23 protein-coding genes and 1 tRNA gene are annotated in these 21,546 nt (G+C 62.4%); 10 read left to right on the top strand and 14 right to left on the bottom strand.

Annotated elements, in window-relative coordinates; translation table 11 throughout:
* Nucleotides 1–218 precede the first annotated feature (218 nt).
* The 4 genes from C4S68_RS14635 (at nucleotide 219) to rpmB (ending at nucleotide 1,844) form a co-directional block, all read left to right on the top strand.
* On the top strand, nucleotides 219–779 hold the full coding sequence (locus tag C4S68_RS14635; RefSeq protein WP_103933835.1) for a hypothetical protein: 561 nt from the start codon (nucleotides 219–221) through the stop codon (nucleotides 777–779).
* Nucleotides 780–1,006: 227 nt separating this feature from the next.
* Complete coding sequence (locus C4S68_RS14630; protein WP_103933834.1) at nucleotides 1,007–1,168, top strand: Flp family type IVb pilin; 162 nt, start codon at nucleotides 1,007–1,009, stop codon at nucleotides 1,166–1,168.
* Nucleotides 1,169–1,425: 257 nt separating this feature from the next.
* A tRNA-Val gene (locus C4S68_RS14625) sits at nucleotides 1,426–1,502 on the top strand.
* A gap of 150 nt (nucleotides 1,503–1,652) precedes the next feature.
* Nucleotides 1,653–1,844, top strand: coding sequence for a 50S ribosomal protein L28 (gene rpmB / locus C4S68_RS14620; RefSeq protein WP_103933833.1), 192 nt, complete (start codon nucleotides 1,653–1,655; stop codon nucleotides 1,842–1,844).
* Nucleotides 1,845–1,987: 143 nt separating this feature from the next.
* Here the strand turns inward: rpmB and C4S68_RS14615 are convergent, their stop codons facing one another.
* From C4S68_RS14615 to C4S68_RS14605, 3 genes are all read right to left on the bottom strand, one after another.
* The gene (locus C4S68_RS14615; RefSeq protein ID WP_235011612.1) at nucleotides 1,988–3,325 is read right to left on the bottom strand and encodes a carbohydrate porin; all 1,338 of its coding nucleotides are present in this window, start codon (nucleotides 3,323–3,325) and stop codon (nucleotides 1,988–1,990) included.
* 84 nt (nucleotides 3,326–3,409) lie between these two features.
* Nucleotides 3,410–3,838 (bottom strand): peptide-methionine (R)-S-oxide reductase MsrB, encoded by a 429-nt coding sequence (gene msrB / locus C4S68_RS14610; RefSeq protein WP_103933832.1) that lies wholly within the window; start codon nucleotides 3,836–3,838, stop codon nucleotides 3,410–3,412.
* Between the two features lie 68 nt (nucleotides 3,839–3,906).
* Nucleotides 3,907–4,296, bottom strand: coding sequence for a RidA family protein (locus C4S68_RS14605; RefSeq protein ID WP_103933831.1), 390 nt, complete (start codon nucleotides 4,294–4,296; stop codon nucleotides 3,907–3,909).
* Nucleotides 4,297–4,417: 121 nt separating this feature from the next.
* On the opposite strand from C4S68_RS14605, the gene C4S68_RS14600 reads away from it, so the two are divergent.
* A complete protein-coding gene (locus C4S68_RS14600; protein ID WP_103933830.1) occupies nucleotides 4,418–4,813 on the top strand; it encodes a YidB family protein in 396 nt (131 codons plus the stop codon).
* A 107-nt stretch (nucleotides 4,814–4,920) separates the two neighbouring features.
* On the top strand, nucleotides 4,921–5,865 hold the full coding sequence (locus C4S68_RS14595; protein ID WP_103933829.1) for a glycosyltransferase family 2 protein: 945 nt from the start codon (nucleotides 4,921–4,923) through the stop codon (nucleotides 5,863–5,865).
* A gap of 80 nt (nucleotides 5,866–5,945) precedes the next feature.
* Here the strand turns inward: C4S68_RS14595 and C4S68_RS14590 are convergent, their stop codons facing one another.
* Nucleotides 5,946–7,415, bottom strand: a complete 1,470-nt coding sequence (locus C4S68_RS14590) for a DEAD/DEAH box helicase (protein WP_103933828.1) — start codon at nucleotides 7,413–7,415, stop codon at nucleotides 5,946–5,948.
* Between the two features lie 360 nt (nucleotides 7,416–7,775).
* Here C4S68_RS14590 and C4S68_RS14585 point away from each other — a divergent pair, with 360 nt between their 5' ends.
* Complete coding sequence (locus tag C4S68_RS14585) at nucleotides 7,776–8,330, top strand: RDD family protein (RefSeq protein ID WP_103933827.1); 555 nt, start codon at nucleotides 7,776–7,778, stop codon at nucleotides 8,328–8,330.
* A gap of 15 nt (nucleotides 8,331–8,345) precedes the next feature.
* On the opposite strand, the gene C4S68_RS14580 is transcribed toward C4S68_RS14585, so the two are convergent.
* From C4S68_RS14580 to C4S68_RS14565, 4 genes are all read right to left on the bottom strand, one after another.
* Nucleotides 8,346–9,512 carry an alpha/beta hydrolase gene (locus tag C4S68_RS14580; protein ID WP_103933826.1) on the bottom strand — a complete coding sequence of 389 codons (1,167 nt, stop codon included), beginning with the start codon at nucleotides 9,510–9,512 and terminating at the stop codon, nucleotides 8,346–8,348.
* 48 nt (nucleotides 9,513–9,560) lie between these two features.
* On the bottom strand, nucleotides 9,561–10,943 hold the full coding sequence (locus C4S68_RS14575) for a DNA polymerase Y family protein (protein ID WP_103933825.1): 1,383 nt from the start codon (nucleotides 10,941–10,943) through the stop codon (nucleotides 9,561–9,563).
* Between the two features lie 123 nt (nucleotides 10,944–11,066).
* On the bottom strand, nucleotides 11,067–11,474 hold the full coding sequence (locus tag C4S68_RS14570) for a carboxypeptidase-like regulatory domain-containing protein (protein WP_160115167.1): 408 nt from the start codon (nucleotides 11,472–11,474) through the stop codon (nucleotides 11,067–11,069).
* The gene (locus C4S68_RS14565) at nucleotides 11,458–11,658 is read right to left on the bottom strand and encodes a hypothetical protein (RefSeq protein WP_103933823.1); all 201 of its coding nucleotides are present in this window, start codon (nucleotides 11,656–11,658) and stop codon (nucleotides 11,458–11,460) included. The genes C4S68_RS14570 and C4S68_RS14565 overlap by 17 nt, the downstream gene beginning before the upstream one ends.
* Before the next feature lie 170 nt (nucleotides 11,659–11,828).
* Between C4S68_RS14565 and C4S68_RS14560 the strand changes: the two genes are divergently transcribed.
* Nucleotides 11,829–12,677 (top strand): rhomboid family intramembrane serine protease, encoded by an 849-nt coding sequence (locus tag C4S68_RS14560; protein ID WP_103933822.1) that lies wholly within the window; start codon nucleotides 11,829–11,831, stop codon nucleotides 12,675–12,677.
* 93 nt (nucleotides 12,678–12,770) lie between these two features.
* Here C4S68_RS14560 and C4S68_RS14555 read toward each other — a convergent pair whose 3' ends face one another.
* Both C4S68_RS14555 and C4S68_RS14550 read right to left on the bottom strand, forming a co-directional pair.
* Nucleotides 12,771–14,114, bottom strand: coding sequence for an amidohydrolase family protein (locus C4S68_RS14555; protein WP_103933821.1), 1,344 nt, complete (start codon nucleotides 14,112–14,114; stop codon nucleotides 12,771–12,773).
* Nucleotides 14,114–15,469, bottom strand: a complete 1,356-nt coding sequence (locus C4S68_RS14550) for an amidohydrolase (protein ID WP_235011611.1) — start codon at nucleotides 15,467–15,469, stop codon at nucleotides 14,114–14,116. The genes C4S68_RS14555 and C4S68_RS14550 overlap by 1 nt, the downstream gene beginning before the upstream one ends.
* A 131-nt stretch (nucleotides 15,470–15,600) precedes the next feature.
* Here C4S68_RS14550 and C4S68_RS14545 point away from each other — a divergent pair, with 131 nt between their 5' ends.
* Nucleotides 15,601–16,551 (top strand): aldo/keto reductase, encoded by a 951-nt coding sequence (locus C4S68_RS14545; RefSeq protein WP_103933820.1) that lies wholly within the window; start codon nucleotides 15,601–15,603, stop codon nucleotides 16,549–16,551.
* Nucleotides 16,552–16,659: 108 nt separating this feature from the next.
* On the opposite strand, the gene C4S68_RS14540 is transcribed toward C4S68_RS14545, so the two are convergent.
* Nucleotides 16,660–17,262, bottom strand: a complete 603-nt coding sequence (locus C4S68_RS14540) for an FMN-dependent NADH-azoreductase (protein WP_103933819.1) — start codon at nucleotides 17,260–17,262, stop codon at nucleotides 16,660–16,662.
* Between the two features lie 178 nt (nucleotides 17,263–17,440).
* On the opposite strand from C4S68_RS14540, the gene C4S68_RS14535 reads away from it, so the two are divergent.
* Nucleotides 17,441–17,872: a winged helix-turn-helix transcriptional regulator gene (locus C4S68_RS14535; RefSeq protein WP_103933818.1), complete on the top strand. Its 432-nt coding sequence runs from the start codon at nucleotides 17,441–17,443 to the stop codon at nucleotides 17,870–17,872.
* A gap of 104 nt (nucleotides 17,873–17,976) precedes the next feature.
* Here the strand turns inward: C4S68_RS14535 and C4S68_RS14530 are convergent, their stop codons facing one another.
* From C4S68_RS14530 to C4S68_RS14520, 3 genes are all read right to left on the bottom strand, one after another.
* Complete coding sequence (locus C4S68_RS14530; protein WP_103933817.1) at nucleotides 17,977–18,300, bottom strand: hypothetical protein; 324 nt, start codon at nucleotides 18,298–18,300, stop codon at nucleotides 17,977–17,979.
* Nucleotides 18,301–18,497: 197 nt separating this feature from the next.
* Nucleotides 18,498–20,354 (bottom strand): aspartate--tRNA ligase, encoded by a 1,857-nt coding sequence (aspS, locus tag C4S68_RS14525; RefSeq protein WP_103933816.1) that lies wholly within the window; start codon nucleotides 20,352–20,354, stop codon nucleotides 18,498–18,500.
* Nucleotides 20,355–20,404: 50 nt separating this feature from the next.
* Nucleotides 20,405–21,514, bottom strand: a complete 1,110-nt coding sequence (locus C4S68_RS14520; protein ID WP_103933815.1) for an FUSC family protein — start codon at nucleotides 21,512–21,514, stop codon at nucleotides 20,405–20,407.
* Nucleotides 21,515–21,546: the final 32 nt, after the last annotated feature.

Below are 21,546 nucleotides of genomic sequence, written 5' to 3'. Positions count from 1 at the left end.
ACTTCTCTCGAGCAACTTTCTGAAGCCATCCTGCATAGGCGGACATCTTTATAGATGTCAACATTCCGCGCTTGCACCCGTCACAGCATGTTGTGCCAGACGGAGGCACGCAGGACTCGCCGAACGAAGACGGTGCCTGCTTCCCGCGAAATATAAGGGCTCCGCGCCCATCTGACTTCCAGCGAGAAGCGTTACTTCTCCGGAGGAGGTATCAGCGGATGACTTCTCTCAAGGCCATCTTGGAACGTTCAAACTCGTCTCTTGCCGGTTGGACGCAGCGCGTCTTGCGCAGCAGCTCACAGGCTCTCCGCGTGACGGCTGTGGCACTGCTCGCATTGCAACCGGCGATGATGTCGGCCGTGACGCCGACGCCGCTGCGCATCATCACGCTGCAGGTGCTGGATGCGAACACAGCGCGACCGGTAAGCGCCGACTACGTTGAGGTGCAGTGCCGTGAAGGCCTGAGCCAGTGCAACACCTTCCACGTGATCCCCGACGCTACGGCGGCTGCACGCGGCGAGCTTCGCGTTGAGGTCCCGATGCAGGCCACTGCGTTGATCGTGAACTCAACCGCAACGCATATTCAGCAATGTGGCAGCTATGACGATGCCGCCACGGTCTATCGCGTGAGCTCGATCGAGAACGATGGACTGATCTCGCCGAACGAGTGCCACGATCTTTCGGCACACAAGCTACATGCGCTGGCAGCGCAGCCTGGGCGGCTGGTGGTCTTCATCCATCACAAGGCAGTCTGCCGCCGTCAACTTCCCTTCTGCTGAGACCTGACGCCAAGATGAGCGCGTTGGGACATGAAACCACCGGGAATCCCCCGGTGGTTTTTTTCTTGGAGCGCGAGGGGCAGCATGGTGCAACCAACGTGTCATTTGTCATGGAGACACCCCCACATATCCTCGTCTCACGAACGAAATTGCCCCACGGCACCCCCACATGCCGAAGGAGACACATGATGCACCTTGCAGTACCTCTGACTCTTGGATGGGACCGAATGGTTTCTTTTTATATCGAGGAGAACGGCCAGGACCTGATCGAGTACGCCCTGGTCGCGGGACTCATCGGGCTCTCGGCCATACTGTCACTCAACACGGTCACAACGAAGATCAAGAATGCATTCAGCAACATCGGGTCGCAGCTTACCAGCGCGGTCTAGGCATGCCAGGACGACCGCTTCGGCGGAGGGCGTTGCTCTGTAGTAGAAGACCTGGAAACGCAGGCGGGGGCACAGAGCGGCAATCCCCAGAATCTCCTGAAGGGCGGGCATGCCGTCCGCTGGCAAATGGTGGCCAGCGGCGGTGGTGCCCGCTTTTATTTCCCGCTTCAGCGGGCCGAAAGAAAGAGTGAAAGAACAACCTCGCGTGAGCTTGCCGCAAAACGCAATTCCGCGCTAAACTGAGGTGTACGCATTGCAGGCGCGTAGCTCAGTTGGTTAGAGCGCTACCTTGACACGGTAGAGGTCGTTGGTTCGAATCCAATCGTGCCTACCATTCCCCCTCCAGATATGTGAGAACGGGATATCGGACTGGAAGAGATGTGTCCGCGGTTCTACCGCGTTCCAGCCGAGAAGAAATGCGTACCGCGTGGTCGGATCGAATCCAGATCATGCCTTGAATAAGTTTTGAATTGGAGATCTGGTCATGGCACAGGTATGTGAAATTTGCGGCAAGGGTCCGCAGTTCGGTAACAACATCTCGCACGCGCACAACGTCACCAAGCGTCGTTGGAACCCGAACCTTCAGTCGGTAAAGGCACTGGTCGCTGGCCAGGGCAAGCGCGTCAAGGTTTGCACCAGCTGCATCAAGGGCGGCAAGGTTACCAAGGCCGCGTAAGCGGCCTTTGGCCCGGATTCCTCCGGGCTGTTCGGTCCTCCGGATCTCTTCCAGAGGATTCCGATAAAGATCAGGCAAACAAAAGACAAAGCAAAAGACGGCCCACCGGCCGTCTTTTCGTGTTGCCGTTTTTGGCTTTCTGACTAGAAGATGATGCGGGCCCGGGCGCCAATCAAGGCCGTTGTGTATTCCTTCCTGGCATAGGTCGGATGAACATCGACCTCGAGGTCGGGGCCGAGTTCGAAGCTCTTCGTCAGCCGCGCACGGTAGAAGGTCTCGAAGAGCGCCTCATGGTGCAGGCCGCCCGCGCCGTAGCTGGGCTCGGTGAGGTCGACTGCCGCGCCGAACATATCGCCGCGGCGACCGAAGGGGCGGATATTCGCGCCCCCCAGGCTGATGACGCGGCGAATCGACGTGCCCTTGTCCGTCGCGAGGCCGAGGCGGCTGAAGGCGACCCAGCCGCTTGCAAACTCCCAGTCCTCAGCGAAGCCCACGCCATGCCCGCTGCCGCGTTTCGCAGTGTCATCACGCCATAGCGAGGCGCGGAAGACGTGATTCTGCTGCGTGGGCGCGCCTTCCTTCCACTCCACCTCAATCGCGTTCATGTACTTGCGATCGGCAAGGGTCTTGATTCCGGTCTGCTGCGAACCTTCGGTATCGACGGTGACTGCGTGCACGAAGAAATGCTCGGTCGCCTGGTACTCCAGCGCGGCTCCGCCGGCGTACGCTCCATCGGAGCTGATGGTGAGGTTGCCGTCGTTTTCGCCGTTGAGAAACTGCGTGCGCTCGTCGTTGTTGTACATGCTCAGGCTGACGAACTCGTTCGGATGGATCTTGCCGATGTAGAACGCCATCTTCTTCTGCCAGAAGTCCTGACGGTAGTAGAGGACGTTGAGCGAGATGGGCTGCTGCGCTCCGCCGCCAGGCAGGCAGTTGAGGTACAGAGCCGAACCAATCCTGTCGCTGAGGTTGAACTGTTCGCTGACGCCGAGGTTGGTACCGGAGCGTACCAGCAGGCTGAACGAACCCGCCGAGCCACCGTGGTCCCACGCCTTCCAGCCACCGTTGAGATCGAAGCGGCCCGTGCCCCAGTCGTGGCGCACACCTGCGGGCGTGGCGGTGGCGTACTGGTTCAGCAGCGTGTAGGTGGCGCTGAAGCTGAGCTTCTCGGCTTCATGCAAACGTGTGAGCTGGGCATCGAGCGGGGCGAGCACCGGCGATAGAGGATCGTGGTGGAAGAGAGGATCTGGCGGCACCCTGGCGAGCACGGCAGCGTCCCAGTCGAGCGCCTGTCCGGACTGCACGCGATGTTGTGCGGGCTCAGGAGCGTCGGGGATCTGAGGCTGTTGCGCTGCTGCCGAGGCTTGCGCTAAAGCGGAGGCTGTAAGCAGGACGGCCTTCACCGCAAAGGCGGCGAAGGCACGTACTGTTCCAGTGCGGATATTCTCCGCGGCAGGCTGATGAGACGTACAAGAGTCCACGAGCGTGTCCTTGCAACGGATGAGAACGTGCGGCTGCGAGCCCGGCGAATGGCCCAGCAAAGATCGGTCCCAAACCCTGCGGGCTTACTTCTTTTCGAAGCCCAGCGAAGCGGAGTTGATGCAGTAGCGCTCGCCGGTGGTCTCGCGGGGGCCGTCGGGGAAGACGTGGCCGAGGTGCGAGCCGCAGGTGGCGCAGGTGACCTCTACGCGGCGCATGCCGTGGCTGGTGTCTTCATGCAGCACCACTGCGGTGGGCGAGATGGGCTCCCAGAAGCTGGGCCAACCGGAGCCGGAGTCGTACTTGGTATCCGACTTGAAGAGCGGGGCATTGCAGGCGGCGCAATGGTAGATGCCGTCGTCGTGATTGCTGTAGAGCTTGCCGGTAAAGGCACGCTCGGTACCCTTCTCGCGAAGAACGTTGTATTGCTCAGGCGTGAGCTCCGCGCGCCATTCGGCCTCGGTCTTGAGGACCTTGGCGGGCGTCTGCGGGATGTTGCCGGAAGTCTCAGACATAATGGATCTCCTTACAGCTACAGATGCGGGAGACGAGAGTCGAGATGCGACTTCCGGCTACAGGCAAGCTACTTCTGCGCGATGCACTCGATCTCGACGAGGGCGTCCTTGGGAAGCCGAGCCACCTCCACCGTGGAGCGTGCAGGAGGAACGACGCCCTCCGGCGCAAAGGCCTTCGCATAGATCGCGTTCATCGCCGCGAAGTCGCCCATATCCTTCAGGAAGACGGTGGTCTTGATGACGTGCGAGAGGTCCAGGCCAGCGGCGGCGAGAACAGCGCTCAGGTTGGCGACGACGCGCTCGGTCTGCGCCTCGATGCCGCCTTCCACGATGGCTCCTGTGGCTGGGTCCAGCGCCACCTGGCCGGAGGTAAAGATCATTTCGCCCACGCGTACGGCCTGCGAGTAGGGGCCTATGGCGGCGGGCGCGCCGGAGGAGGAGATCACAGTCTTGCTCATGACGACATTCTAGTCGGGGCGGACGCCTATCGGCTGTCACGGTGCAATTTGGTCGCTGTCCTCTATCGCAGGTGGTAAGGTGTTGTGAACTCCGGGATCACGACCGATTGAGAGGCAAGATATGGGGCTTTTGGATTCCCTCGAAGGAATGGCTGCGCAGGCGATGACTGGCAGCGGAAACGACACGATGAAGGTGGCGGGCGGCCTGATGGAAGCGCTCAACAATCACCCGGGCGGCCTGGGTGCGGTGGTAGATAACTTTCGCAACAACGGCCTGGGCGATCACGTGGATGCCATGCAGAACGGCCAGACTCCGGCGCTGAGCCCCGACCAGGTGCAGGCCGGGCTGAGTGGCACGGGACTGCTGGAAGCCGCTGCCGCCAAGGCGGGCGTATCGCCCGAGGTCGCGCAGCAGGTGATGTCGACCGTGCTCCCGCTCGTAATGTCGCACTTCGTGCAGAACGGTACCGCTCCGGAGCAGGGCATGCTCGGGGGACTACTTTCCAAGCTCCTGTAACCGGGCCGGCCTGGTTGGCCGTCGGAGTTCCCGTAGCGATATAAATCCAAATCACAACGGCAGGAGCGCGTGACTCGCGGCTCACGCTGCAAGAAGCAAGACTAGCGATGACCGCTCCTGCCATTACTGTTGTAGTCCCCGTGTTCGATGGCGAAAACTATCTCGCCGCGACACTTCGAAGTGCGCTCGATCAGACTTACCCGATAGCCGAACTCATCGTAATCGACGATGGCTCCAGCGACTCTACCGCTGCGATCGCGGAGAGCTTCGGAGCAGCGGTGCACCTCCACCGCACCGCGAATCAAGGCGTGTCGGCGGCGCGGAACCTCGGTATTTCGCTCGCGAAGACCGAGTGGGTTGCGCTGCTGGATCACGACGACATCTGGGAGCCAAACCACCTGGAATGCCTGGCTGCGGCCATCCAGCGCCGGCCTGATGCCGATGCGGTCTATGGGCGGGTCAGACGCTACGTGATGGAGCGCAGAATGGACTCGGCGCAGGGACAGTTCGTCCTGGCGGATGCACTTCCCTTCCCGGACGAAACCAAGGTTGCCCGGCTGTTGATGGAGCGTTGCCCGATCCTGACGAGCGCCATGGCTCTGCGGCGTTCCCGCATCCTCGCGCTGGGAGGGTTCGACAGCTACTTCTCCAACGCGCAGGACTGGGATATGTGGGTTCGGCTTGCGAAGGCGAAGGCTGTGTTCGTGGGCTCGCCGGAGATCACCACGCTGTACCGGGTCCATTGCGAGTCACGCACCCATAATGCTCTGCGGGCGCTGGGCTATTACCTCGACGTGCTCGAGCGGGACATTCTCCCGGCCTTACCGGCGTGGAAGCGCCTGCCGCATCAACTCCGCGTCTCCAGCCGCCTGGAGTCAGAAGCTGCCATCATGATGCGCGAGCTGAAGCAGCCGGGCGCGCTGCGCATGATGCTTCGCTCGGTTGCACGGTGGCCGATTGAGGAGTCTCGCCGCTACATGATTCTGGCCAGCATGCTGCTGCGGGTACGGTCGCGCCGCAACCAGTTTCGGTCCAACCGTCGTACCGCCTGATGCCGTATTAAAAAAGATCAGCCGCGAGAACCTGATGCGTGAGCATCGCGGTTCCCGCGGCCGAAACGTTCTTCCAGTGCTTACGAGCGACGGCGGCGACGACCGCCACCGTTGCCGGAGCGGCTGGAGCTGCCGTGAGCGCGTCCGCCCGGACGGCCCGAATGAGCACGGCCGTGCGTTGCATCGGAGCCACGCGGGTGCTGCTCACTGTGCGTGTGGGGAACGGACTCGCCCGAACGCCACGAGCGCGACTCGAGCTTCAGCAGGTCATCCATACCCGCCTTGCCCGCTGCAGTGCCGAGGTCGATGGGGCTGTTACGCTCTTCCTTCGCGAGGTTCTTGTCGGCTTCGATCCACTGGAACTTGATCTTCAGCTCGCGCTCCAGCTTCAGCGTGTCCTTCTTCTCAAGCGGAGTGACGAAGGTCGACGCAACACCCTTCTTGCCGGCGCGGCCCGTGCGGCCGATGCGGTGCACGAAGTCGTCGGAGGCATTCGGCAGGTCGTAGTTCACGACGTGCGCGATGTCCTGGATGTCGATGCCACGCGCGGCCACATCGGTCGCGACGAGCACCCGGCTGCGGCCGGTCGAGAAGGACTTCAGCGCTGCCGAGCGCTGCGACTGCGAGCGATCGCCATGAATGATCGCCACCTGGTGGCCGAGCTTTTCCAGCTTGCGGCCGATACGATCTGCGCCGTGCTTGGTGCGCGAGAAGACGAGGTACGTCCCCTCTTCCTCACCCAGCATCTTGTCGAGCTGCGAGAGCTTCTGGTCCTGCATGACCGTGTACACGCGGAGTTCGACGCGATCGGAGGGCTTTGAGGTCTGACCGATCTCGATGCGGACCGGCTTGCTGACGTAGTCCTTGACGATCTGCTTGATGTTCTCGTCCAGCGTGGCCGAGTAGCACATCGTCTGGCGGTCCTTGGGGAGCGCGCCCACGATGCGACGGATCGCGGGAAGGAAGCCCATATCGAGCATGCGATCCACTTCGTCGAGGACGAGCATGTCGACGTCACCGAGCTTGACGGCGCGGCGGCGAAGGTAGTCTTCCAGACGGCCGGGGGTCGCGACGATAACGCGCGGGCCGCGAGCGATCTGCTCCAGCTGCGTGTTCTCGCTGAGACCGCCGCAGACGAGCACAGCGTCGTTCTTCAGGTTCGGGCAAAGCTTGTGGTACTGGTCCAGCACCTGCATGGCGAGCTCGCGCGTCGGCAGCAGGATGAGCGCGAGGATGGGGGTCTTGTTGGCGCGGTTGGAAGGGTCAGAGATGTCCTCGAGCCGCTCAATCATCGGGATGAGGAAGCTGAGGGTCTTGCCGGTGCCGGTGGAGGCCGTGGCGAGGATGTCTTCGCCTTCGAGGGCGGGAGGAATGGCTCCTGCCTGGACAGGGGTCGGCGTCTTGTAGCCGGCAGCGGTCAGGCGCTGTTTCAGGGAGTCGGAGATCTTGAAATCCGTGAACTGGAGCCCGGGGTTTTCCGTCGCAGTGACGGTACGGGTGGGCTCAAGAGGGGCAGGGTTCAGGATTGAATCGAGGGTAAGCGTGGACAAGGATTTCCTTTAGAAGAAGTAAACGAACAAGAAGGAATGCAGCCGGTCGCATCGTCGGCACTGAGTGCCTGACGGGGCTTGGATTCGGTGTTCAGCATTGCCTGTGGGTCGTTAGCCCGGGTCATGAAAAGCAAACGCTGCTGCACGGCGAGGCCATCTTCCGGTGAAGGGCCATCTAGCCAGAGCAACCCGCCTCGCAAACTACATGAGCCGGGAAGTTGACAGTCGCGGTCTCTGGCCAGACTCGAATCCACTCGGGAGTCATCTGCCCGCGACGTCCAGCGTCTACACTTGACGCTGGACCTAGTATACCACGCACTTCCGTGTGAGGTCATCAACCTTCCGGGTTAAGCTATTTCCATGCCGGAATGGACCAAGCAGCTTCGGGAGACGAGGCACTTTCACGCCCACGAGACGGCGCGCTTTGATGCACTCAGCGGCCTGCAGCTGGCCAGCTTCAAGCAGCGGTTCTGGGCGATCGCCATCGACTTCGCCGTCATCTACGTCGCCAAGCGCTTCCTCGGCATCCACGGCAAGCACCACGGGGCAGAAGGTCCGATCAACTTCTGGTCGCTCTGCGTGGAGTTCGTCCACGAGATCGAAGAGCTTATCGAGGCGACGCTCTACTTTGCCATCGCGCTGAAGGTGGGCAACGGGCAGACGATCGGCAAGAAGTTCATGAAGATCCGCGTTCTCTCGCTGACTCATCACGAGGTCGGCTGGTGGCAGTCCACCGAGCGCGCCCTGGGCTACGGAGCCTCGTTCCTCGAAGGCGGTTTCGGCTTCGTCCAGTACTTCATCAACCGCAACCGCCAGACCGTCCATGACCGCATCGCCGAGACCATCGTGGTAGACGAGAGCGTTGCGGCCAAACGGCTGGTGAACGAGGACTGCGAAGTGGTGCCGGAGAGTTAGCGAGCCTCTCGTTCCTCACCGATAGCCCTGCCAGACATACTCCAGCGCCTCGGCTAGCGTCTGCTCCTTGGTCGCATGATCGGTGTGCCCCGCGTTGCGCGCAAAGACGAACTGGTAGTGATACCCCTTCGCCTTGAGAACCTTCGCCATGCGCTCGTTCGCATCGACCCAGTCGTGGAAGCCATCGCGCATGGCGTTGGGGTTCAGCAGATCTCTGTCGCCCACCTCCATCCAGATACGAATCGGCCTGGCGGGCGAAGACGGAATGAGCTTCTCATGGAACTCCCACGCGCCGTGCGGCAGTGCGGGGTTCCATGGCCATTGCTGGTTCACGAACGTTCCCGAGTAGCTGAGCACGCGGTGGTACCACTCAGGGTGATACCACGCCATGATGAGCGAGACCGCCGCGCCGGAGCTTCCGCCCATGGCAGCGCGGCCGTCGGGGTTGTGCGTGAGCTTGACGAGGCATTGCGTCTCCACGCGCGGCAGGACCTCGTGCTCCACCCACTCGGCGTATTTGCCGCTCATGGTGTCGTACTCGAGCCCACGCTCCGAGCCCTGCGCATCGCCACCGCCGTTCTGGATGGAGATGGCAATCATCGCCGGCACCTTGTGCTCCGCGATGAGGTTGTCGAGCACGGTGAAGAGCAGCTTGTCCGGTCCATCGGCGCCTACGAGGATCGGCGCCTCGGTACCTGACACATACTGCTGCGGCACGTATACCGTCACCGTTCGCGTCCAGGGAGCAGGATGGCTCGTCGCGACGATCATGCGCGACGGCTCGCTCGGATCCGGCTTGCCGAAGGTATACGGCTCGCGAGCGATGCCGGGATAGTAGCGGCTATCGGCAGACGTCATCGTGAAGGTGGTGATGGTACCGTGCGGTACCGCCGGAGAGACCTTCGCCTCCGCTGCAGGCTCATGCGTGGGGCCGATGATGAAGTCGCCGTCCAATGTTGGCGAAGGCAGAGTGCCATCAGGAAGCTCTGTCGCGGTGACGAAGCCCGGCCCATGAGGATCACGCACAGGAAACGACGGCCGGGGCGGATGATCCGCGGTGCCGGGCTGCGGTGCGGTCCCCTGCACAGGATTGGGTGAGGCAGAGGGCGCCTGTGCGAACAGTAATGCTGCCGGAGACACTGCTGCTGCAAGAAGGATGAGCCGGGAGCGTGCGCGAACCATGCGTAGAGTCCTCGCGAACAATTTACATCGCGCGCGGGAGAGCTCGCTCTACATATAGTCCACGCCATAGCGAACAGGAATCTGCGTGAACGCAATCCGCGTCGGCGCCGACTCCCGTGCGGGCAGCATTCCGGCGAAGTGCAGCGTGGTGTGGCCGTACTTGAGATTGAGCTTGTCCATCGTCGCGGAGAGCTCGGTGCGATGCCCCGGCTCTGCGAAGAGGCGTTGCGGGACATCCTCATCGTTCAAGAGGTTGCGCAGGGTCACGCCGACGAAGAACGGCTTCTGATGCTCTGCTCCGTTGGGCCGCTGCGCCCACAAACCGCGCAGGACCTCGAGCAGCGTCAGGGTGTCGTTGGAGTGACGGAAGCGAGCCTCCATGCCCCAGCCGGTCTGCGTGATGCCGGAGCTGTGCTTCTTCACCCGGGCACGCGCCGGTGATACCGCCGGGCCCTCGTCTTCACTGTAGCCGCCGCGCGACGACACCGCCTGCGCCTGCTCGCGCGTGAGCGAGTACTTGATCGTCAACGCCATCGACGCCGCGTGAAAGTGCTCCATGCGCAGCCGCATTGCTGCCTTGTGCAGCAACTTGTGCGCGACGGCCCAGGCTCCATCCTGCGAGCGATGCTCCGGCCCCAGCACATGCGAATGTCCCAGCGACTTCTGCAGGTCGCTGGCGACAGGCGCGCCATCGTCTCCGGTGTCATGCCCGCGCAGCCAGTGATACAGCCGGTCGCCCCAGACGGAGTCCCAAAGCGTATGCATGCCGTTGCGATCGAGCGCGAGGAGCTCCGGCATCGTGCGGATGCCCTTTGCGTTGAGCCGCTCTTCCGTGCGCGCGCCCACGCCGGGCAGGTCGCGCAGCTCGAGGTGCGCGATGGCTCGCGGCAGCTGCGAAGGCAGCAGGCCGATGAGGCCATCGGGCTTCTGCATGTCGCTTGCGATCTTGGCGAGGTAGCGATTCGGCGCCATACCGATGGAGCAGTTCAGCGTCTCGCCGACGTCCTCCTTGATCGCCTGCTTGATCGCAAGCGCGATCTTCCTTGCTGCGGGAGGCTGCCGCTCGCGGCCCATCAGTTCGCACACCATCTCGTCGATCGAAGGCGTGTGCGCGACCGGGCACACGCGCTCCACCGCCGCGGAGATCTTGTGCGAATACTCCGCATAGACGCTGTGATTGCCATTGACGAGGATGATCTCCGGGATCTTCGTGCGCGCCTCGCCCACCTTGGTGCCGGTCTTCACCCCAACGGCCTTGCACTCATAGCTGGCGGCGATGAGCGTGGCGGTGTCCGCAATGGGGCCACCGACAACAGCCGTCGGCCTGCCGCGGTACTCGGGGTGCAGCTGCTGCTCGACCGAAGCGAAGAAGCTGTTCAGGTCGATGTGCAGGTGCGTGAAGAGATCGGTAGTTGGGAGGGCGTCGGCCATGGCGGGTAGCCTTCGTGCGCTGCGACGATTGTACTTCGCCTGATCTTCGCTTTGCAGCGCGACCACACAAAAGCGAAGGCCCACGCGCTGAGCGTGGGCCTGTCGCCGCAAGAGCGATTTTGTCTACTTGGTGATCTTGAGCTGAAAGTGAAAATCGTTGCGGTTGTCGAACGAGCTGATGGTCTTCGACTTGGATTTGATGCCGCTGAACTGTGCCCAGATCTCGTAATCGGCAGTCTGGGAAAGCTCGCCGAAACGAAAGTGCCCAGCATCGTCGGTCAGGTAGCTCTTCACCGCGAGCGTCTTCGAATCCTTGAGGTACACCACAGCGCCGGAGACCGGCTTGTCATTTCCGTCGATAACGCTGCCATCGACGACGCGTTGCGCTGGCTCAGCGGCTGCGGGCACAAACGGGCTGGCCGCGGCCTGCGCCATGGCCGGAATCAGCAACAGAACGAGAGCAAACAGAAAAGCCCGGCCCTTCAGGGTCCAGGTGAGGTGCTGCATAGGGGTACTACTCGTCTTCGTCATCTTCCTCCTCAGTATAGTCGTCATCGTCGTAGCCCTCGTCATCTACGGGTGCGAGTTGCAGGGGATCGACCGAAACAATCTCGAGGTCGGTGCCACACTCATCACATGTGACGACTTCACCCTCTTCAACGTCATCGACATCGACAACCAACGGATTGTCGCACTCGGGACAGACAACTGACATAACCCACTCCTGTTCGTGAGGTTGCGCGGCGCCCTTGTACCATGGAGCCAGACGTTCGGGCAGCTCGCTCTTAGTTCTAGCCGGGCTCGGACTTCGCGTCAATATGACGCAGCGCGAGATGAGAGCGGTTACTTGACCGCAAGAAAATTGCGCGGAAAGATTCGAAGCCGATGGCCTTCCGATCCAATGGTCCGGTGATGCTGGCTCTGCCGGCGTTTCGTGGCGTGACACGACAGCTCGTGCTGGCGGCAGTTATCGTCTACTTCGCACTCGCTGTACTCGGGCTCGCCGCGCCGGCGTTTGCGGGTACCGTCGTCGAGCTCTTCTCGCTGAGTCCGGCGCACGTCATCCCTATGCTGTGGCAGCCGGTTACGTACTCGTTCCTCAACTTCGGCCTGATCGGCACCATCTTTGCTCTGCTTTCCATCTGGTTCTTCGGCTCGGTGCTGGAAGATGACCTTGGCGGCCGCTGGCTGGCCGAGTACTTCTTCGTCTCGACGATCGCGGGCGGCGCGCTGGCGTGCGTAATCGCGGTGCTGCTCGGGGCCCAGGGCGCGTGGATCTCGCGAGCGAGCGCGACCGCCGGTATGTGGCCTGCGGTCATGGCGATCCTGCTTGCCTATGCGCGCTTCTATCCTGACCAGCCGCTGCAGCTGATGTTCGTCCTCAGCGTCAAAGCGCGGCATCTCGCAGCGATCTACCTGCTGGTCTATCTCGCGATGTCCCTGATCAGTGGCGACCGCTTCAGCGCCGTGACCGTGCTGTGCGTTGCACTGGCCGGCTTCCTCTACATCCGCTTCACTCCCAAGCGCGGCGTACGCTTCCTCGCCAGCGAGACGATCTTCGGCTGGCGGAATGCCTGGTATCGCGCCAAGCGTCGCCGCGCTGCAAAGAAGTTCCAGGTGTACATGCGTAACCAGGGCCGCGACGTGAACATCGACTCCAGCGGACGCTACGTGGACCTCGACGACGAGAAGCGAAATCCTCGAGATCCGAACGACAAGCGGTGGATGAACTAGGGGAAGGCAGCGAGGAGTGAGTAAAGGGACTGAGGCCCGGCGCGCGGCGTCGGGCCTCTTGCCTTTCTCTACTCTCTACTCACGATCCTCTACTCACTGTTTCATCCCGCCCTTCACCAGCGGAGCGTACTCATCGCGCAGCTTCGTCTGCCGCGAGACCATTGGCACCGCGATGCCATCGATGAAGACCTGCTCCACATTGGTGCGCACATCCAGCGGGTCGCCGTTGGCGATGACGACGTTCGCTGTCTTGCCTACATCGAGCGAGCCGAGCTTGTCGCCAAGCCCGAAGATCGTCGCTGGAGTCAGCGTGATGCTCTTCAGCGCTTCGTCATAGGGCAAGCCATAGGCCACGGCATAGCCCGCTGCGTAGGGCAGGTTGCGGCTGTCCGCCATGCCTTCGCCACCGGTCGAGATGGCGACCGTGACACCGCGCTTCGCCAACTCCGCCGGCAGCGAGAACACAGCGTCGTAGCGCTCGTTCGCCATCGGCGCATCGTAGATGGGACCAACGATGACCGGCACGTGATAGCTCGCGATCTTGTCCAGCACATCCTGCGTATGCGTCAGGTGATTGAGCGCGACCTTGAGATGAAACTCCTTCGCAATGCCCATCGCGACCTCGACCTCGTAGCCCTCTTCGCACGAGAGCACGACGAGCTTTTCGCCGTGCAGGTACGGCAGCAGCGCCTCCAACTTCAGGTCTCGCTTGGGCGCCGGGCCCTTCTTATCGCCCTTCAGCGAAGCCTCATACGCTTGTGCATCGAGGAACGTCTGGCGCAGCTGGGAGGCCACGCCCATGCGGGTGCCGGGGAACTTTCCACCACCGCCTGGACCTCCGCGGCGGCGCACATCGCCCATGAAGTTCATCGAGAGCGCCGCGTCTTTCGAGATGAACATCTCGTCGCGGTCGCGGCCATAGAGCTGGATCACGCTGTCCTGCCCCGGCAAGGAATCAGCAGGCTCGGGCGAGATCAGCGCATTGGTCACACCGTTGATGCGCTGCACCGGAATGCGCTCCGTCTCTGCATGGAACGCATCGTAGACATGCATCTGCGGCTCGATCTCATCGGCAGTCTCGACGAGGTCGCGTGCATTCGCATCCGAGCCCACCTCGAACAAACCAAGGTGCGACTCCGAATCGAACAGCCCCGGATACACCGTCTTCCCTTTGGCATCGATGATCGTCGCGCCCGTGGGGATCTTCACCGTCGCGGGAGTACCAACAGCTGCGATCTTGCCGTATTGCAGGATGACCGTGCCGTTCTCGATGGTGCCGTGCGAGACCGTAAGCAGCTTGCCGCCGATGATCGCAATGGTTTGCTCGTCGGCTGTGCTGGTGAGGTTCGGACCTACAGGAGCCTGCGCAACGGCAAGGCCGCAAGTCGCCATCACGGCGAGGCCAAGAAGTGCAGTCGCTGAATTTCGCATCGTCATTACCGTGCTCCCTCTCCGTCTCCGATTTCATCGTCTGCGCCGCTGAAGCCAGCGTCGCTCATCACGCCGTGGAAGTGCGGCGTGCCAAAGCCTGCGATGGAGCTATCAAAGAACAGGTCGCCATCGATATACACCTTCTCCGTGCGTGCATACGTAGAGAGCGGATCGGTGTTCCAGATGACGAGATCGCCATCCTTGCCGACATCGATCGAGCCGACTTTGTCGTCCACGCCGATGATCCAAGCGGCGTTGAGGGTGATCATGCGCAGCGCTTCCTCTTCGGTCGCCCCGCCGTAATGCACCATCTTGCCTGCCTCCTGATTGAGCCGGCGAACATAATCATTCGAATCCGACTTGAGCGCCACACGCACACCTTCGCGCATGCTCATCACGGCGTTCCATGGGATCGCATCCCAGGCCTCATCCTTGAAGCCCCACCAGTCGGCGAAGGTCGCAATGCCCGTGCCCGTCGGAGCGATCTTGTCGCCCACCTTGTACATCTCCAGCGCGTGATGGAAGGCGCGGATCTTGTAGCCGTACTCCTTCGCGAGAGCTTCCTCCGTGAGGAACTCGTCCGCGCGATAGCAGTGGATCTGCACGTAGATCTTGCCGCGCAGCACATCGGCCAGAGCTTCAAGCTTCAGGTCGACCTTTGGCGCCACCGCGGTTTTGTCGCCCTTGGCGACCTTGTCGTTGTAGGCATCCCAGGTGGCCATGTAGTGCTTCGCGTCTTCGAAGGCCTCACGCATCACCTCGAAGTTGCCCATGCGCGTGGAAGGCACGATGCCGCGGCTGCCGTAGACGCGCTTCGGGTTCTCGCCGCTCGCGAACTTGATGGAGCGCGGAGCGTTGGGGAACAACATGCTGTCGCGGTCGAGGCCAAACTTGTTCTTGATGACCACCGCCTGGCCGCCGATCATGTTCGCCGAGCCATGCAGCAGCAGCTCCGTCGTCACGCCACCGGCCAGCGCCTGGTACAGCGCCTTGTCCGTGTTGGTGAAGGCGTCGATCATCATCATCGACGGGGTCACCGGGCTGGTGGCTTCGTTGACGTCATTGCCGAGCGCGGAGTGCGAGTGCGGATCGATGATGCCGGGCGTTACATACTTCCCCGTCACATCGACAACCATCGCACCAGCAGGAGCACTCACAGTCGTACCCACACCGGCGATCTTGCCGTTGTGCACCCATACGCTGGCGTGCTCCAGCGTGCCGTGCGTCACGGTCATCACGGTAGCGTTCTTCAGGACGAGGTCCGCAGGCGTAGTCGCGGTCTGGGCTGAAAGCGCCATCACAGAAAAGCCGCCAGCCAGGCCAGAGCAGGCCAGGGCGGTGAGAGATCGAAGCAGCCCCATCGCGGGCCTCCGAGCAGATAAATTGTGAAACATGCGGCGAGCATAGCACGCTCCGCACGGCCGCACATCGCACGATTGCATCCTTCCAGTCCTCCAAGGACTCCAACAGAACTGAAGGAGAACTTCGACTCATGGAACTGCGTTCGCTTGGCAAGACTGACTTGCAGATTGTGCCACTCGTGTTGGGCGGCAATGTGTTTGGATGGACCATCGATGAAGCGCAGTCCTTTGCGGTGCTGGATGCCTTCGTGGATCGCGGCTTCAACTGCATCGACACCGCGGACGTGTACTCGGCGTGGAAGCCCGGCAACAAGGGTGGCGAGAGCGAAGCGATCCTCGGCAAATGGCTGAAGCAGACCGGCAAGCGCGACAAAATCGTGCTGCTGACCAAGGTTGGGATGAAGATGCCCGACGTCGGCGAAGGCCTTTCGAAGCAGTACATCCTCAGCGAGGTCGAGGCCTCGCTGAAGCGCCTGCAGACCGACGCCATCGACCTCTACCAGTCGCACAAGGATGACCCCAACACTCCGCTGGACGAGACGCTGGAGGCGTATCAGCAGCTGATCGCACAGGGCAAGGTACGCTTCATCGGAGCGTCGAACTACAGCGGCGAGCGGCTGCGTGAGGCCGAGAAGATCTCCGCCGAAAAGAAGCTGCCCGCCTACGCCACGCTGCAGCCGGAGTACAACCTCATCGACCGCGAAGCGTACGAGAAGGACCTCGCACCGGTGCTTGCGGAGCTCGGTATGGGCTCCATTGTCTACTTCTCGCTGGCCTCGGGCTTCCTCACCGGCAAGTATCAGACCCTCGAAGACACCAGGGGCAAGGGCCGCGGCTCGCGCGTGGAGAAGTACTTCAACGACCGCGGGATGAAGATCCTCGCCGCCCTCAAACAGGTGAGCGCGGAGACCGGAGCGCAGCAGGCGTCCATCGCATTGGCCTGGCTGCTGGCGCAGCCCACGGTAATTGCACCGATCGCCAGCGCGACATCGCCGGAGCAGCTTGAGGCACTGTTTGCAGCGGTCAAGCTGAAGCTCAGCGAGGCACAGTTGAAGACGCTGACAGACGTCAGCGCGTACTAGAGTTCAGGCGATAGCCTGAATCGCACTAGCAGTGAATGGCAAGAAACCAAGTCCTTCGCTCGGCTCGGGATGGTAATATCCGCGCCGAGCGAAGGACCTTTTTCATACTCACTTGAGCTCAGCGATCTGCTGCTTCGCGGCTGCGATGGCTGACTCGCGAACGTCAGGGCGGCCGACGCCTTCAGCGCGGATGACCTCAACCTCGGTGATGCCGAGGAAGCCGAAGACGAACTTGACGTACTTCTCCTGGAAGTCGGCGATCTCGTACGGCGAGCCCGGGCCGTACTGCCCGCCGCGGGTGCTGACGAGGATTACGCGGCGTCCACCGGCAAGACCCTTCGGGCCTTCCGCGCTGTAGGAGAACGTCTTGCCGGGGACCGCGAGGTAGTCGATCCAGCTCTTCAGCTGGCTGGAGATGCCGAAGTTGTACATCGGCACGCCGATGACCACGACCTCCGCGGCAAAGAGCTCGTCGAGCAGGGTCTGGCCGAGAGCGACCTCGAGCTTCTGCTCGGCCGTAGCGTCAGGCCCCAGAGCGCTGGGTGTGCGGGCGGCAGCGGTGTTGTGCGGCAGCGGCTCGTTGACGAGATCGCGGTACGTGACCTCGGCGCCGGGGTTCAGCTCAAGCAGGCGAGCCACGGTGGCCGCCGTAAGCGGACGGCTGATGGAGTTCGCGCCGGTCACGCTGGAATCAAGATGGAGAATCTTCATCGAATGTCCTTCGTCGTTGTGGCAGCCGGATGGCCGCGCCCCTTGGTTCTGGAATTCCGTGTTTCGTGCCTCGCACGTCGATCCTTGGTTACTATAAGTAAGTACCCTGCGCTTGCGAAGTAGGCACTTTCGCGTAAGCAGGCACTCCAGCGTAACCAGCTCTCCAGGAGGAACCATCATGGCAGCAAAGCATCAGGACGAGATCCGGAAGCCCACCGCGGAGATCACTGCCGGCTGCGCCATGGGTGGCCTCTTAGAGATGCTCACGCGCCCCTGGACGCTGCATATCCTTTGGCTGCTTTCGCACAATGGCGCGATGCGTTTTGGCGCTCTGCGCCGCGCGGCTGAGGGCATCAGCGCGCGCATCCTGACGCTGCGCCTGCGGACGCTGGAGGAGAAGGGCTTCGTGTCCCGCACGGTGAAGCCGACAAACCCGCCCGAGGTCACCTACGCTCCCACCAAGCGCATGGCCGAGATGGACGGCTTCATGGCCCAGCTCCACGCCCTCAGCGACAAGTGGAAGCGCGAGGACATCGGCAAGTACCTCCACGCCGCAGACCCCATCCCAGCCACGCAACCCCACTCCGAAGAACACGACGCCGCAGCCTAGCAACAAGCCAGACATTCGGCGCACTCTGCCCAAGCCGGAGCTGGAACTCGCATCGCCCGTCATCAATCCACTCACTAGAATGGCCGTTCGTCGCCAGCCAACGTTTACCGTCCATCGCTAGGGTCGCCGTTGCTACCCCGCGAGGCGGACCCCATGGGAAGCAAGAAACCGAGAATTCCACCGAGAAATAGCACCACGCTGCGCGTGGCTGCCAGCAGCTCGAGAAGTTGGTGCTGCTCGCGGCCGACATACACACGGCCTCCATGCAGTTGCAAGGGATAGATGTAACCCCTGACGGCATCCATGTGCTCTGGGTAGCTACGAGCGAACTGGCCGACCAAGTAGTATTCCGCGACCATTAAGGCGACGAACACAAGTCCTGCGCATGGCACGAGGAAGGCCAGGATCCGTCGCACGGCGGTGGGCATCAAGAATCTCCGTTTGGTCCATTATGTTATTCAGGCGTCCCGGGTCGGGACCTTCGGCCCCGGGCTCATGCGGCCTTGATGCTCACGTCCATTCGAAGACATCGACGCAAGCAAGCCCGGGTCCCTTGAGGGACCCGGGGCACCCGGATTTGAGGTGAGTCGAAGGCGGGTCTGGTGCTGAGTCGTTCGCGGCGCTGCTAGCTCCGCGTGTTGACCTTCAGGTGGAGGTCGCGGAGCTGGATGGCTGTCGCTTCGCTCGGTGCATCCACCATCAGGTCGATGGCCTTCGCTGTCTTGGGGAAGGCGATGACTTCGCGCAGCGAGTTTGCTCCGGCAAGGATCATCACGATGCGGTCCAGACCCAGAGCGATGCCGCCGTGCGGGGGCGTGCCGTACTCCAGCGCGTCGAGGAAGAAGCCGAAGCGCGACTTCGCTTCCTCATCGGACATCCCCAGCGAGCGGAAGATCTCCGCCTGCACGTCCTTGCGGTGGATACGGATCGAGCCCGAGCCCAGCTCGGTACCGTTGAGTACCACGTCGTAAGCCAGCGCGCGGACGGAGCCCTTGTCGTTCACCAGAGCGCCCGACTTGATGTCTTCCTCATGCGGCGCGGTGAAGGGATGATGCGCCGCGTCCCAGGTCTTCGACTCCTCGTTCCACTCGTACATGGGGAAGTCGGTCACCCAGAGGAACTTGAAGTCCTTCGCGGTGCCGGTCTGCTCGAAGAGCTTGTGCTTGTCGGCGTACTTCTTCGCCAGTTCCAGCCGCAGCGCGCCAACACGCTTCCAGATCCACTGACGATCGAAGTTCCACATCGCCGGGGTGTCGAGCTTGGGGGTGACAACGACGGCAAGATCGTTCGCGCTGAGCGTCGCTCCGTTGAAGGCCGTCAGCGCGGCGGAGATCTTCGCAGCGCAGGCATCGGCGAGCGGGACGAACGCCTCGTTGGTGCGGAGGCGCGCGGTGTCGAGCACGTCGAGGCCGCAATCGCCGAAGATCGTGCGGATCTCCGAGAGCAGCTTCTTGCGCTCGGTGCCGGAAAGCTCGCCAACCTTCGGAATGACGAAGCCGAGCACGGGCAGGCCCTGCTCGATCTTCAACGTCGTGCGGAGCTCCGGCGTGAGCTCTTCGCTCAGGTCCGCCATCGCGGGCAGGCGCATGTCCGGCTTGTCGATGCCGTACTTCGCGATGGCCTCGTCGTAGGTCATCTGGATGAAGGGCTCGCTGGGCAGCTCGATGCCCGCCGCCGAAAACGCCGCGTGCAGAAAGCCTTCCGCCGTTGCGAAGACCGTCTTCATCTGCGGGAAGCTGATCTCGAGATCGATCTGCGTGAACTCGGGCTGGCGGTCAGCGCGAAGGTCTTCATCGCGGAAGCAGCGGGCGACCTGGAAGTAGCGGTCGAAGCCGGAGACCATGAGGATCTGCTTGAAGATCTGCGGCGACTGCGGCAGCGCATAGAAGTTGCCGGGATGGACACGAGAGGGCACGAGGTAATCGCGTGCACCTTCGGGGGTCGAGCGCGTCATGAACGGCGTTTCGATCTCGAGGAAGCCTTCGCCGACGAGGTAGTTGCGAATCGCCATGGCCACGCGCGAGCGGATGGCGAAGTTCTTCTGCATCTGCTCGCGGCGCAGGTCGAGGTAGCGGTACTTGAGCCGCACCTCTTCGTTCGCAATCGCGTCCTCGGCCGGCGAGAACGGCGGGGTCTTCGCGTCGTTCAGCAGCAGCGTCTGGCCAGCGACTACTTCAATGTCACCCGTCAGCATGTCGGGGTTCTTCTCGTCGAACCCGCGCGGCGTGACTTGGCCTGTAACCGCGACGACATACTCCGGACGTGCCGCTTCGGCTTTGGCATGAGACTCTGCGTCTAGGCCCTTGTCAAAGACCACCTGAGTGATGCCGCTGCGGTCGCGGAGGTCAAGAAAGATGAGGTCGCCGTGGTCGCGGCGGCGATTGACCCAGCCCATGAGGGTTACGGTCTTGCCTTCGTCGCTGATGCGGAGGTCGCCGCAACGATGCGTGCGCTCCAGAGTGCCTAGAAAATCGAGTTTCACAGTGCCTTCTATTGTACGAAAGCCCGGCCGGCACGGAGCCCCAGGTGCCGCTATATCCCGTCGGGAGGCAGAATCGGCGTTTCCTCGCGGGTTTGCGGGAGGAAACGCTGCGGTTTGAAGACCAGCCACAGGACGTCCACCAGCAGCGCGAGCGCGCCGCCCAGGGCCGTGTTGAACAGCCGGAGATGCGCTGCGGAGCTCTGCGAGAAGCCGCCGAAGCGGAAGAGGAAGACGATGTACAGCGTCAGGAAGCAGGAGAACGCCGCGTAGTTGACGGCCTGCAGCGCGTAAGACGCCCACGCCGCCACGATGATCAGCACGAAGACCAGAGGCTGCGGGAACGGCGTGAACTGGGCAAGAAAGAGCGCGAACCCCGCAGCGACCATGGTGCCCAGCAGCCGCGCGAGGCCGCGGCTCATCGTCCCGGTCCACTGCGGTCGCAGCACCAGCACGGCGGTCATCGGCGCCCAATAGCCGCTGCGCACGCCGTAGTGCTTGTAGACCCAGGTGCTGAGCAGCAGCGTGAAGGCGAGCCGCAGGATATAGCCCAGTGTCGCGCCGCGCAGCTGCACGTCATGCAGCAGCTCATGCCAAAGGACCAGGATGCGCCCGCGGATCTGCCCCAACGTCGGGCCGGGCTGCCGTCGGATCGCCGCTGGAGCGAAGATGCGGAAGATCGCTGTCACGGCCATCTGGATCGTGCCGCCCAGCAGGATCATGCTGGAACGGCCCAGCGCGAAGTGCAGCCCGTTGGGGAAGTAGGTCGCGATGATCACGTAGACCGCGCACTGCTGGGCCATCCATCCAGCCGTGGGGCCAAGGTTGGAGGCGATGCCGTAGTTCACGGCTGCGATGCCCACGACCAGCAGCGTCGTCCAGACCCACGGTGCGGCCAGCGAGCCGATCAGGGTCCCCGACGCAATTCCCAGCGTGAGGAGGAACATGCTCAACAGGTCAGAGGCCAGGGCCTCATGGAACGCGGCGAAGCCTACCGTATAGGCCGCACCGGCTGCGATCGCTCCGGCAGCTTCATGCCCGGTCGCCGCGCCGATGCCCAATGCCACGCCTACAGGAATGACGATGCGCAACCCATGCACCGGCGTGCGCTGGTGCCACGGGAAGGCCATGGTGTCCTGAGCGATGATGTCGAGGCCAAGCACGGAGACCTCTCGAGGATAGAGCCTCGCGCCCT

Origin of the sequence: Bryocella elongata (assembly GCF_900108185.1) — a bacterium.
Lineage (GTDB): Bacteria > Acidobacteriota > Terriglobia > Terriglobales > Acidobacteriaceae > Granulicella > Granulicella elongata.
This window is presented reverse-complemented; position numbering and strand designations above follow the sequence as displayed.